Source organism: Microbacterium trichothecenolyticum (assembly GCF_030818955.1).
Taxonomy (GTDB): domain Bacteria; phylum Actinomycetota; class Actinomycetes; order Actinomycetales; family Microbacteriaceae; genus Microbacterium; species Microbacterium trichothecenolyticum_B.
Genome location: NZ_JAUTBF010000001.1, coordinates 1,554,929 through 1,567,362 on the forward strand (window position 1 = coordinate 1,554,929; position 12,434 = coordinate 1,567,362).

The following is a 12,434-nucleotide window of genomic DNA, read 5'->3' on the forward strand; positions in this document are numbered from 1 at the left end:
GTGAGCTGGCTCGACGACGACGGCGACGACGACCTCGACTACGACGAGTCGTCGATCCGGGTACGACCCAACCCCAAGGCCAACCGTCCGCGCACCAAGCGCCGCCCCGCCCATGCCGACGCGCGCATCGCCCGCGTGCTCGGCGTCGACCGCGGCCGCTACACGGTGCTCGTCGACGAAGACGGCCCCGACGAACGTCGCGTTCTCGCCACGCGGGCCCGCGAGTTGCGCAAGCAGCCGATCGTCAACGGCGACCGGGCGCGCGTGGTCGGCGACCTCTCGGGCGACGAAGGGACGCTGAGCCGCATCGTCGGTATCGAGGAGCGCACCTCGCTCCTGCGCCGCAGCGCCGACGACACCGACCAGGTGGAGCGCGTCATCGTCGCCAACGCCGACCAGATGCTCATCGTCGTCGCGGCGGCCGACCCGGAGCCCCGCGAACGCCTCGTCGACCGCTATCTCGTCGCGGCGCTGGATGCCGGCATCCGTCCCCTGCTGGTGGTGACGAAGACCGATCTGGCCGACCCGAGCGAGTTCCTGTCGCACTTCGCCGGGATCGATCTGCGCGTGTTCACCAGTGCGCGTGACGAGATGCCCCTGGATGCCATCGGCGAGGCCATCGCGGGACACTCCACGGTCTTCGTCGGGCACTCCGGCGTCGGCAAGTCGACGCTCGTCAACGCGCTGACCGGGTCGGAGCGTGCCACCGGGCACGTCAACACCGTGACCGGTCGCGGCCGTCACACCTCGTCGTCGGCGGTGTCGCTGCGCTATCGGGGTCCGGCCGGCACGGGGTGGGTCATCGATACGCCGGGTGTCCGCTCGTTCGGCCTCGGCCACGTCGACCCGGCGCACGTGCTCGGCGCCTTCACCGACCTCGCCGAGGTCGCCGAGAACTGTCCCCGCGGGTGCACCCACCTGCCCGATGCGCCGGACTGCGCGATCGCCGAAGCCGTGGCATCCGGGCGCCTCGGGCCGGGCGCCGCGGCGCGCCTGGACTCCCTGCATCGACTGTTGACCACGTTCGAGACCATCCAGCGTTCTAGGCTGGAGGGGTGACGAATCTCGAAAAGGGCGATACTGCGCCCGAATTCACCCTGTTGGACCAGGACGAGCACCCCGTCTCGCTGAGCGATTTCCGCGGACGCCGCGTGATCCTGTACTTCTACCCGGCAGCCCAGACACCGGGATGCACCACCCAGGCGTGCGACTTCCGCGACAGCCTCGCCTCGCTGCAGGGTGCCGGGTACACCGTGCTGGGCATCTCGCGCGATCTGCCCGAGAAGCTGCGTGCCTTCCGCGACAGCGACGGGCTCACCTTCCCGCTGCTGAGCGACCCCGATCACGCCGTGCACGAGGCGTACGGCGCGTGGGGCGAGAAGCAGAACTACGGCAAGACGATCACCGGCGTGCTGCGTTCGACTTTCGTGGTCGACGAAGAGGGCGACATCGTCGAGGCGCTCTACAACGTCAAGGCGACCGGGCACGTCGCCCGTCTGCGCAAGACCCTCGGTCTCGCCACCGCCTGACATCGGATGCCACGACCCCGCCCCGCGATCCGCGGCGGCGGGGTCTTCGCGTCGGCGGGGGTATCGGCGCTGTCGTGGGCGCTCGGGCGTCAGTCGTCGTCGCGAGGGCGCGGCGCTGCCGCGCGCACCGCCAGCACGAGCAGCACGAGCACGACGACCGCGGGGGTGGCGATCAGCGCCGCGAGGCCGGGCGCGGCCCACTCCCCCGTCACCGCGCCGATCGCCACCGACAGGATGAGCAGCTGCGTGACGATGCCCCCCGATCGACCCGCCGACACGTCGCGCGCGGTGGCCACGGCGAACGCGCCGACGATCGCGGCGCCGATCACGGTGAGCACGATCAGCGCGATGGAGCTGACCGCGGAGTCGGTGTCGCCACCGAGCAGGGCGACGATCTGCCATCCGGCGAGGGCCAGGATGCCGAGGCCCTCGAGCGCCAGGAAGGTCGCGGCCGCCAGACGAACGGGCATCGAAAAGGCCTTTCGCGCAGCACAGGATCGCCGTTACGTTCTGGAAACCTGCCGGTTACCTCTTGATCAGGCGGAATCGCTATGGGAGCATGGAACAAGCCGTGTGCTCCCACAGCGAAGTGGGGCGAGCGATCGCTCGCGTTCCCACCAGGGTACCGGACCCGATAGCCGGTGCCGAATCGACCACATTTTCTGTTACAAGGAGCACCCCTATGGATTGGCGCGACAAAGCAGCCTGCCTGACCGTCGACCCCGAACTGTTCTTCCCGGTCGGTAACACCGGCCCCGCGGTCGACCAGATCGAGAAGGCCAAGTCGGTCTGCGCGCGCTGCACCGTCACCGAGGTCTGCCTGCAGTACGCCCTCGAGTCCGGCCAGGACTCGGGCGTGTGGGGTGGCCTGAGCGAAGACGAGCGCCGTGCCCTCAAGCGTCGCGCGGCTCGCGCCCGCCGCGCGTCCTGACACACGGCACCCGCCGCACGACGAAGCCCGTCCCTCCGGGGGCGGGCTTCGTCGTGTCCCGATGGAGCCGCACGTATCCTCGGCGATACGCACAACTTCCGTGCGGAGGCTCGTCCCGGCCGCGGAAGATACGCGCATCACGGAGGTCCTGCACGTCGACCGCCACACGGCCGTCGAGCTCGGACGATGCCACGGCTCAGGCGGTCGTGCCCCCGATGTAGCGCAGCGGGATCTCGATGGTCACCTCGGTACCGCTTCCCATCAGGGTGTGCCAGTCGATCGTGCCCCCGAGCTCGCCCTGGATGAGCGTGCGCACGATCTGGGTGCCGAGACCCCGGCCCACCTGCCCCTCGGGGAGTCCGACACCGGTGTCGCGCACGCTCACCTCCAGCATCTCCCCCGTGCGCTCGGCCGCGATCTCGACATCGCCCTCTTGTCCGGCGAGCCCGTGTTCGACGGCGTTGGTCACGAGCTCCGTGAGGGCGAGGGCGAGCGGCGTGGCGAACTGACTGGGCAGCGTCCCGAACCTGCCGGTGCTGCGGGTGCGGGCGCGGGTGTTGGGCGCCGCGGCGACCTCGGCGACGAGCTTGAGCACCCGGGCGAAGACGTCGTCGAAGTCGACGTTCTGCGCCAGGCCCTCCGAGAGCGTGTCGTGCACCACGGCGATGGCCGAGACGCGGCGCATCGCCTGCGTCAGCGCGTCGCGGGCCTCGTCGGAGTGCGTGCGCCGCGCCTGGATGCGTAGGAGGGAGGCCACCGTCTGCAGGTTGTTCTTCACGCGATGGTGAATCTCGCGAATGGTCGCGTCCTTGGTGATGAGTTCCTGCTCCTGGTGGCGGATCTCGGTCACGTCGCGGCTGAGCACGATCGCCCCGACGCGAGTACCGCGGTCACGCAGTGGAATGGTGCGCAGCGATACCTGCACGCCCCGCGCCTCCATGTCGGCGCGCCACGGTGCCCTCCCGCTCACCACGACCGGGAGCGACTCGTCGACGTCTTGACGCTTGGCCGGAAGGATGCGGGCGGTGACCTCGGCGAGTGACTCCCCCTCGAGCTCGTCGTCGAATCCCATGCGGTTGAATGCCGACAGCGCGTTGGGGCTGGCGAAGGTGGTGATGCCGTCGACGTCGAGGCGGATGAGTCCGTCAGAGGCGCGCGGCGCGCCGCGGCGCGGCGCGGTGGGCGCGGCCAGATCGGGGAACTCGGCCGAGGCGATCATGCCGAACAGGTCGTCGGCGCAGTCGTTGAAGGTGATCTGCTGACGCGAGGGGGTGCGCGTCTCCCCGAGGTTGGTGTGCCGGGTCAGCACGCCGACCGTGGTCACCGCCTCGCCCTCGCGCGACAGCTCACGCACGATCGGCACCGCGCGCACGCGCGTCGGCGTCTCTTCGAACCAGTCGGGGGATGCCGAGTCGACGATGCGTCCGCTCTGGTACGCCTCACGCACCTGGGTACGCCACTGGGGCCGCACGCGGTCGCCGACGATGTCGCGGTAGAACAACGTCGCCGCTCCCCCGGGCCGGGTGTGCGCGACGGCGATGAACGAATCGTCGGGGGTCGGCACCCAGATGACGATGTCGGCGAACGCGAGGTCGGCGAGCAGTTGCCCGTCGCCGGCGAGCCGGTGCAGCCACTCGACATCGGCCTCGCTGGAGCGGCCCTGGGCGTAGACGAGTTCACTGAGTGTCGACACTCTCCCACCCTAGACGGCGCGTCGGGCACCCTCGCGGCGTGCCCACTCCGGCGCACCCCGTCGCACGAGGCGCGGGTCGGATGGTGCGATTCGGGGTGAAACGCACGGGCCCTCCGAAACGGGGACATAATGACCGGATGGCCGAGACGACCTCACCCCGCGACCGGTTTGCTCCCGTCGAGGGCGTCGCCGGCGACCTGGGTCTCGGCGTCGACGAGATCATGGCCCTCGTTCACGAAGGCCTGATCCGGGGTATCGAGATCGGATCCCCGCCCAGATGGCACATCGACCTCGACAGCGTCGACGTCTACCTCGACGATCAGAGCGAGGCGGCTCGCCGGGCGGCACTCTGGCGCCAGTCGCAGGCCGCGAGCTTCCCCGAGCTCTGGGGGCGCGGCGAGATCCGTAACGGCGACTGATCGCAACCGCCCTCCACACGTCACCCACGCACGCTTTCGTCCACAGACTCGGCGAATCCCTGTCGGCGCGAGCTCGCGCTGCCCTACTGTCGGCCACAACCCCCCGCTCGTTGGCCTCAGCTGTCACGACGGAGGCACGCATGACCCTGGCGACCACACGAGTGATGGCGACCGACCGTTCGGCCGCTCGCCTCGAGGAGTTCTTCGGTCCGCAGAGGACTCCGACCCATGAGCTGCCTCCGTCCGAGACGTTCGCGCGGAACGTCGTGCGCGGGGTTCTCGAAGTCCTCTCCGGCGTCCGCGAGGTCGAGCAGCTCGCCCGCTGGCTCTCGGAAGACGTCTATCGCACGCTGTCGGTGCGCGCGAGCCTCGCCGCACGCGCGCGCAGCGCCCGGCGGATCACCGCCTTGCGCGAGGTGCACGAGATCCGAAACGTGCACGTGTTCGAGCCGGCCGACGGCATCGTCGAGGCCACGGTCACCGCCGCCGCGCGCGTGCGCACGCGCGCGATCGCCCTCCGCCTCGAGGGTCTGGACGGCCGATGGCGCGTCACGGCGCTGGCCCTGCTATGACGGCACACGGCAACGGCGCAGCGGCTCTCCGTCGCCGAGGGCGTCGAACGGTTCCCGCGGCAGCGCCCGGCGTGCCGGCTACGGCCGCCAGGTCGAGAGGAAGTTCCCGAGTCGCTCGACGGCGTCCGCGATGACACGCGCCTCGGGCAGCGTGACGATGCGCACGTGGTCGGTGGCCGGCCAGTTGAAGCCCGAGCCCTGAACGAGCAGCACGTGCTCGGCGAGAAGGAAGTCGCGCACGAACTTGCCGTCGTCGGGGATCTCGTACACCTCGGGGTCGAAACGGGGGAAGGCGTACAGCGCACCGCGCGGCAGCACGCACGACACACCGGGGATCGCCTCGAGACCCTGCCAGGCGGCATCCCGCTGCTCGTGCAGCCGCCCCGAGGGAGCGATGAGCGCGTCGATGGACTGCACGCCCGAGAGGGCGGCCTGCACGGCGAACTGCGCGGGCACGTTGGGGCACAGACGCGTGGATGCCAGCAGGTTGATGCCGTGCAGGAATCCCTGGGCGTGCTCCTTGGGGCCGGTGATCGCGAGCCACCCCGAGCGGTACCCGGCGACGCGGTACGTCTTCGACAGGCCGTTGAACGTCAGACACAGCAGGTCGGGGGCGACGGTGGCCATCGGGATGTGCACCGCGTCGTCGAAGAGGATGCGGTCGTAGATCTCGTCGGCCAGCAGCAGCAGGGAATGCTCGCGCGCGATGTCGGCGATCCCCTCGAGCACCTCGCGCGAGTAGACCGCGCCCGTCGGATTGTTCGGGTTGATGACGACGATGGCCTTGGTGCGCGGCGTGATCTTCGCGCGGATGTCCTCGAGGTCGGGCTGCCAGTCGCGCTGCTCGTCGCAGAGGTAATGCACGGGCGTCCCGCCGCCGAGGCTGGTCATCGCCGTCCACAGCGGATAGTCGGGCGCGGGGATCAGCACCTCGTCGCCCTCGTCGAGCAACGCCTGCATGGTCATCGTGATGAGCTCGGACACTCCGTTGCCGAGATACACGTGATCGGGGTCGAGGTCAGGGAAGCCGGGCTCCTGCTCGTAACGCGAGACGATGGCGCGGCGGGCCGACATGATGCCCCGGCTGTCGCTGTAGCCGTGGGCGTTCGGGATCGACGCGATCATGTCGCGCACGATCTGATGCGGCGCCTCGAAACCGAAGGTCGCGGGGTTGCCGGTGTTGAGCTTGAGGATCGAGTGCCCCTCGGCCTCGAGCCGATCGGCCTCGACCAGGGCCTCGCCGCGGATCTCGTAGAGGACGTCTTTCAGCTTCGATGACTGGTCGAGGGGGCGCAGCGGGCTCATCGGTTCAGGATATCCCCGCCCCCACCGAGCCAATTCACAGCGTGTGGATCACCCTCCGGATAAACGATGGATGCCGCACCCCGACGTCGGGGGCGGCATCCATCGTTCATCACTTCTTCTTGGCAGCGCGACGGTCGGCGCGGTTGACCGGTGCGGGAGCCTCCGCCGTGGTCCGCTGCCCGAAGGCACCACGCGGGCCCTGCGGTGCAGCCTCGGGCGCCGGAGCCGCCTGCGGCGCCTGCCGCAAGCGGTTGGTGGCGGCCTGCTGCACCTGCCCGCGATCGTTTCGCACCTCGACCTCGCCGGCGTCGTTCGCGGCGGAGTACTCCAGCCGCTGGGTTTCGACGGGGGCCGCCGTCAGTCCCTTCGCCTCGACCTCGGCGCTCTCGCCCTCGACCTTCTTCACCTCGACTTCGAGGTTGTAGAGGAAGCCGACCGACTCCTCCTTGATCTGGCCCATCATCGACTGGAACATCTGGTATCCCTCGCGCTGGTACTCGATGAGCGGGTCGCGCTGGGCCATGGCGCGCAGGCCGATGCCGTCTTTCAGGTAGTCCATCTCGTAGAGGTGCTCGCGCCAGCGGCGGTCGAGCACCTGCAGCACGACACGACGCTCGAGCTCCCGCAGCGCCTGCTCGCCGAGCGCCTTCTCGCGGTTCTCGTACGCGATGCGGGCATCGGAGATGATCTCGCGCTTGAGGCCCTCCGGCGTGATGCGGCCCTTGTTGCCACCGGCCTCGGCCACGACCTCGTCGATCGTGACGCTGACGGGGTACAGGGTCTTCAGCTCGGTCCACAGGGCGTCGAAGTCCCACGACTCGGTGTGACCCGAACGGGTGTGGTCGTCGATCACGGCGGTGATGGCGTCTTCGATGAAGTGCTGCACGCGGTCGGCGATGTCATCGCCCTGGAGCATGTGACGGCGGTCGGCGTAGATCGCCTCGCGCTGGCGGTTGAGCACGTCGTCGTACTTGAGGACGTTCTTGCGCATCTCGGCGTTGCGGGCCTCGACCTGCGACTGCGCGCTCTTGATCGCGCGCGACACCAGGCCGGACTCGATCGCGACGTCGTCGGGGAAGTTGGTGCGGGCGAGGATCGCCTCGGCCGCACCGGACTGGAACAGGCGCATGAGGTCGTCGGTGAGCGACAGGTAGAACCGGCTCTCGCCGGGGTCGCCCTGGCGGCCCGAGCGACCGCGCAGCTGGTTGTCGATGCGGCGCGACTCGTGGCGCTCGGTGCCGAGCACGTACAGACCGCCCGCCTCGACGACCTTCGCCGCTTCCTCGGCGACGGTGTCGCGCACGGCCTGGTAGACCGAGTCCCACTCGGCCTCGTAGGCCTCGGGCGTCTCGACGGGGTCGAGGTTCTTCGCCTTCATCTCCTGCACGGCGAGGAACTCCGCGTTCCCGCCCAGCATGATGTCGGTTCCGCGGCCGGCCATGTTGGTGGCGACGGTCACGGCAGCGAGGCGCCCGGCGCGGGCCACGATCTCTGCCTCGCGTGCGTGGTTCTTGGCGTTGAGCACCTCGTGGCGTACGCCCTTCTTCGCCAGCAGGCGGGAGAGGTACTCGCTCTTCTCGACGCTCGTGGTGCCGACGAGCACGGGCTGGCCCTTCTCGTGGCGCTCGACGATGTCTTCGACCACCTGGGCGAACTTCGCCGTCTCGTTCTTGTAGACGAGGTCGGGCTGGTCCTTGCGGATCATGGGCTTGTTCGTGGGGATGGGCACGACGCCGAGCTTGTACGTCGACATGAACTCGGCCGCCTCGGTCTCGGCGGTACCGGTCATGCCCGCGAGCTTGTCGTACAGGCGGAAGTAGTTCTGCAGCGTGACGGTCGCGAGCGTCTGGTTCTCGGCCTTGACCGGCACCCCCTCCTTGGCCTCGATGGCCTGGTGGATGCCCTCGTTGTAGCGACGGCCGACCAGGATACGACCGGTGTGCTCGTCGACGATCATCACCTCGTCGTTCATCACGACGTAGTCGGTGTCGCGCTTGAACAGCGCCATCGCCTTGATCGAGTTGTTCAAGAACGAGATCAGCGGGGTGTTCGCCGACTCGTAGAGGTTGTCGATGCCGAGATAGTCCTCGACCTTTTCGATACCGGGTTCGAGCACACCGATGGTGCGCTTCTTCTCGTCGACCTCGTAGTCGACACCCGCCTCGAGGGTGCGCGCGAGCTTGGCGAACTCGGCGAACCAACGGTTGGCCTCGCCGGATGCCGGACCCGAGATGATCAGCGGGGTGCGCGCCTCGTCGATGAGGATCGAGTCGACCTCGTCGACGATGGCGAAGAAGTGCCCGCGCTGCACGAGGTCTTCTTTGCGCCATGCCATGTTGTCGCGCAGGTAGTCGAAGCCGAACTCGTTGTTCGTGCCATAGCTGATGTCGGCCTCGTACTGCTCGCGGCGGACCTCGGGGGTCTGTCCTGCCACGACGGTGCCCGTGGTCATGCCCAGCGCCCGGTACACGCGACCCATGAGCTCGGACTGGTAGCTGGCGAGGAAGTCGTTGACGGTGATGACGTGGACGCCCTCGCCGGCGATGGCGTTGAGGTAAGCGGGAAGGGCGGCGGTCAGGGTCTTGCCCTCACCGGTCTTCATCTCGGCGATGTTGCCGAGGTGAAGGGCCGCGCCGCCCATGATCTGCACGTCATAGGGACGCTGGCCGAGGGTGCGCTTGGCGGCCTCGCGCACGGCGGCGAAGGCCTCGGGCATGAGCTGGTCGAGCGTCTCGCCGGCCTGGAAACGGGCACGCAACTCGACGGTCTCGTTGCGCAGCTCGTCGTCGGTGAGCTGCTCGTAGTCCTCCTCGAGCGCACCGGTGGCCTTGACCACGCTCTGCAGGCGGCGGAGGATGCGCCCCTCACCGGCGCGCAGCAGTTTCTCGAGCGGATTGGCCACGAAGCATCTCCATCTGTCGGGTGCGATGCCCACGCGGACACCGGCCTGCGAACAGGCATACGCGCCCTATGTTATCCGTGTTACCCGTTCGTGACCTGCGAGGCCGCCGCAATCCGCAGGCGGGTGCTCGCGCCCAAAGCGAACACTCGGCGCCTCCGCGGGGCGCGCGGCCTAGGATCGACCCATGGCCGGTTTCTGGGGCAAGAGAAAGCGCGAAGAGCAGGACGCAGCGGATGCCGACCTGGCCCGGCGCGCCGAGCTCGCGATCGTCGCCGCCGACGAGCGCGTGCGCCTCACCTCCGACGAACTGGACTTCGCCCGCGCGGAGCTCGGAGACAAGGCCACCGAAGACCTCGCCGCCGCCCTCGACTCGGTGCGCACGCACCTCGCCGAGGCGTTCCGCCTGCACCAGCTCAACCACGACGAGATCCCCGACACGAAAGAAGAGCTGCGCACACGCAACGCGCGCATCATTCAGCTGTCGGAGTGGGCGGAAGACCTGCTCGAGGAGCGCACGCAGGTGCTGCAGCCCAAGATCGACGCCGTGCGACGGGCTCCCGAGACCCTGGCGCGCGTGCGCGCCGACCGCGACCGCCTGGCCGAGCGGGTACCGAACGCCCGCGAGGTCGTCGAGCGGCTCTCGCGTCGGTACAGCGACTCCGCCCTGCAGCAGATCGGCGGCAACCCCGAAGAGATCGACCAGCTGCTCGACTTCGCCGTGCACACCGCGGGCGTCTCCGAACGCCGGCGCGAGGCCGGCCAGCGCGAGCAGGCGTCCGTCGCCCTCGAGGCGGCGACCGAGGCGGTGCGCCGTGCAGAGTCGCTGCTCGATGCCGTCGACATGTTCGAGATCGAGGCGCTGCGCGCCGAGTCGACCCTGGCGGCCGTGGTCGACGATTCGCGCAACGATCTCGTCGAGGCGCGCCGGGGAGCCCAGACCCCGGCGGTCGCTCAGGCCATGGCCGATCTGGAGCGCGCGCTGGCCACGCTGCCGGCATCCGGATCCCGCAGCGACCCCTTCGCGGCACTGTCCTCTCTGCGTCAGGCCAATGCCGCACTCGACGTCGCCCGCGAGCGGGCCGCTCGTCCCGTCCCCTCCCAGGAGCAGGTCGAGCACGCCATCGACGACGCGGACCGTCAGATCGCCGTCGCCCGCGGGCTGATCACCGGCCACCGCGGCTGGATCGGCGCCGACGCGCGCACCCGCTTCGTCGAGGCCGAGCGCCTGCGCGCGGGGCTCCCCCTCGGCTTCGTTCCCGAAGACGACCGCGACACCGTGCTGGCCACCGCCCGCCGCGCCGGGTCGCTCGCGTCGGAATCTCTGCAGATCGCCCAGCGCGACATCGAGCAGTCCCGTCCCGACGACTGGGGCGGCAACGGCTACGGCCGCGGCGGGGGATACGGCCGCGGCGGCGGTATGGGCGGCGGAAACATGGTCGGCGGCATGCTCGGCGGGCTCGTCATCGGCTCGCTGCTGGGAGATATCTTCGACGGCTGAGCCGGCGAACCCCCGGTCTCACGACGATGCCCCCGCCCAGATGGGCGGAGGCATCGTGTCATCCATCGATCAGGATGCCACCGGGACGGCGGGCGCGGCCTGCGTCCCGAGGGCGATCACGCCGTAATCCCAGCCCTTGCGGCGGTAGACGACGCTCGGGTGGTCGGTGCGGGCGTCGATGAAGAGGAAGAAGTCGTGCCCGACGAGCTCCATGCGGTCGACGGCGTCTTCGACCGTCATCCATTCCGCCTCGAACTCCTTCTGCCGGATGACGACCGGGCAGTAGTCCTCTTCTTCTGCCGAGTCGTTCTGAACCGGGACGGAGCCCGTCGCGACGGCACGCAGCACGTCGACCGAGGCGGGCTCGACGTCGATACCGGCGAGCTCGCCGGTGTTCTTCTCGAACTTGGCACCGCGGGGGTGGTTGCGAGCATCGACGCGCTTCTGCTTCGCCCGGCGTACCTGCTCGGAGATCTTGTCGACCGCGAGGTCGAGAGCGGCGAACTTGTCGGCGTCCGTCGCCTCGGCCCGGACGACCGGACCCTTGCCATCGAGGGTGAGTTCGACCGTGTCGTCTTCGATCCGACCATTGCGATAGGAGCGGTGAGTGACCTTGACCTCGAGCGTGTTGGCACGCGGCGCCAGATGCTCGATGCGACTGACCTTCTCTTCGACCACGCTGCGGAAACGATCGGTGATACCGACTCCCACGCCGACGATGCTGGTGTCCATCCGTGACCTCCTTGTTCCGGGTTCCGCCCGGTCTAAGGGCGGAACATCCGTCGCCTTCAGTCATCCCCACGCTAGTAGGGCGCCACCGTCGTGTCACGTGAAAATCCCGTGAGATTCACCTCTGGATGCGATGCGAAGCGGGGTGTGCGCCAGCGCGACGGCCCATACCGGCCCCGCCCCCGCCGCCCGCAGTGCGCGCACCGCCTCGGCCAGGGTCGCGCCCGTGGTGACGACGTCGTCGACGACCACGACCGCTCGACCGTTCACGCCCCGCGCCACGAAGGCCCCGCCGACGTTCCGACGCCGAGCCGCCCGACCCAGCCCGCGCTGATCGCCCGGGGCCCGGCGCAGACGGAGGGCGCGCTCGGGACTCCACCCGGCCCGTCGCACGAGCAGGTCGACCGGACGGTAGCCACGACGGCGGAAGGCCGTGGCCGACGACGGCACGGTCACCACGAGGCCGCCGGGCGGCGTCACCGATCGCAGCACCGCGGCGAGCGCGGGTGCCAGGTCCCGCGCGAGCCCGGTGCGACCGTCTTCCTTCAACGCCCGGATCACCCGCGCCGTCACCCCCGAGAACTCGAGGGCACACGACACGGTCAGCCCCGGCTCGATCGCCCGATCGACCCGAGCCCCGGCGAGGGCCCCGCGGCATCCCGGGCAGAGCGCGTCGTCGAGGGCGCCGCATCCCGCGCACGACAGCGGCAACCAGAATGTCAGGGCATCGGTGAGCGACGAGACGACGACGGAGAGGAGCGACGACCGGGGCATGCGGCCCAGACTCCCCGAGAGGCGGGCAGACCCGCTCGCCCGGGAGCGGCGATCGGGGACGGATGCCGTCGCGGGTCCCCTG

The 12,434-nt window shown here is 69.6% G+C and carries 12 protein-coding genes; 6 read left to right on the plus strand and 6 right to left on the minus strand.

Annotated elements, in window-relative coordinates; genetic code table 11:
• Together rsgA and bcp are read left to right on the plus strand one after the other, a co-directional pair.
• The gene (rsgA, locus tag QE412_RS07450) at positions 1-1,059 is read left to right on the plus strand and encodes a ribosome small subunit-dependent GTPase A (protein ID WP_307481738.1); all 1,059 of its coding nucleotides are present in this window, start codon (positions 1-3) and stop codon (positions 1,057-1,059) included.
• Positions 1,056-1,529 carry a thioredoxin-dependent thiol peroxidase gene (gene bcp, locus QE412_RS07455; RefSeq protein ID WP_307481740.1) on the plus strand — a complete coding sequence of 158 codons (474 nt, stop codon included), beginning with the start codon at positions 1,056-1,058 and terminating at the stop codon, positions 1,527-1,529. The genes rsgA and bcp overlap by 4 nt, the downstream gene beginning before the upstream one ends.
• A gap of 89 nt (positions 1,530-1,618) precedes the next feature.
• On the opposite strand, the gene QE412_RS07460 is transcribed toward bcp, so the two are convergent.
• Entirely contained in the window at positions 1,619-1,999 is a 381-nt protein-coding gene (locus QE412_RS07460; RefSeq protein WP_307481744.1) for a histidine kinase, read from the minus strand.
• A 212-nt stretch (positions 2,000-2,211) separates the two neighbouring features.
• On the opposite strand from QE412_RS07460, the gene QE412_RS07465 reads away from it, so the two are divergent.
• Complete coding sequence (locus tag QE412_RS07465; RefSeq protein WP_013583608.1) at positions 2,212-2,460, plus strand: WhiB family transcriptional regulator; 249 nt, start codon at positions 2,212-2,214, stop codon at positions 2,458-2,460.
• Between the two features lie 196 nt (positions 2,461-2,656).
• Here QE412_RS07465 and QE412_RS07470 read toward each other — a convergent pair whose 3' ends face one another.
• Positions 2,657-4,153 carry a sensor histidine kinase gene (locus tag QE412_RS07470; RefSeq protein ID WP_307481747.1) on the minus strand — a complete coding sequence of 499 codons (1,497 nt, stop codon included), beginning with the start codon at positions 4,151-4,153 and terminating at the stop codon, positions 2,657-2,659.
• A gap of 137 nt (positions 4,154-4,290) precedes the next feature.
• Here QE412_RS07470 and QE412_RS07475 point away from each other — a divergent pair, with 137 nt between their 5' ends.
• Positions 4,291-4,572, plus strand: a complete 282-nt coding sequence (locus QE412_RS07475) for a DNA-binding protein (RefSeq protein ID WP_307481750.1) — start codon at positions 4,291-4,293, stop codon at positions 4,570-4,572.
• 140 nt (positions 4,573-4,712) lie between these two features.
• The gene (locus QE412_RS07480) at positions 4,713-5,144 is read left to right on the plus strand and encodes an Rv3235 family protein (RefSeq protein ID WP_307481754.1); all 432 of its coding nucleotides are present in this window, start codon (positions 4,713-4,715) and stop codon (positions 5,142-5,144) included.
• Between the two features lie 78 nt (positions 5,145-5,222).
• Here the strand turns inward: QE412_RS07480 and QE412_RS07485 are convergent, their stop codons facing one another.
• Together QE412_RS07485 and secA are read right to left on the minus strand one after the other, a co-directional pair.
• Positions 5,223-6,449 carry a pyridoxal phosphate-dependent aminotransferase gene (locus tag QE412_RS07485; protein WP_307481757.1) on the minus strand — a complete coding sequence of 409 codons (1,227 nt, stop codon included), beginning with the start codon at positions 6,447-6,449 and terminating at the stop codon, positions 5,223-5,225.
• Between the two features lie 109 nt (positions 6,450-6,558).
• Complete coding sequence (secA, locus tag QE412_RS07490) at positions 6,559-9,351, minus strand: preprotein translocase subunit SecA (RefSeq protein ID WP_307481761.1); 2,793 nt, start codon at positions 9,349-9,351, stop codon at positions 6,559-6,561.
• Positions 9,352-9,535: 184 nt separating this feature from the next.
• On the opposite strand from secA, the gene QE412_RS07495 reads away from it, so the two are divergent.
• Positions 9,536-10,849: a hypothetical protein gene (locus tag QE412_RS07495; protein WP_307481764.1), complete on the plus strand. Its 1,314-nt coding sequence runs from the start codon at positions 9,536-9,538 to the stop codon at positions 10,847-10,849.
• A 69-nt stretch (positions 10,850-10,918) separates the two neighbouring features.
• Here the strand turns inward: QE412_RS07495 and hpf are convergent, their stop codons facing one another.
• Both hpf and QE412_RS07505 read right to left on the minus strand, forming a co-directional pair.
• Entirely contained in the window at positions 10,919-11,581 is a 663-nt protein-coding gene (gene hpf / locus QE412_RS07500) for a ribosome hibernation-promoting factor, HPF/YfiA family (RefSeq protein ID WP_307481767.1), read from the minus strand.
• 93 nt (positions 11,582-11,674) lie between these two features.
• A complete protein-coding gene (locus QE412_RS07505; RefSeq protein WP_307481771.1) occupies positions 11,675-12,352 on the minus strand; it encodes a ComF family protein in 678 nt (225 codons plus the stop codon).
• Positions 12,353-12,434: the final 82 nt, after the last annotated feature.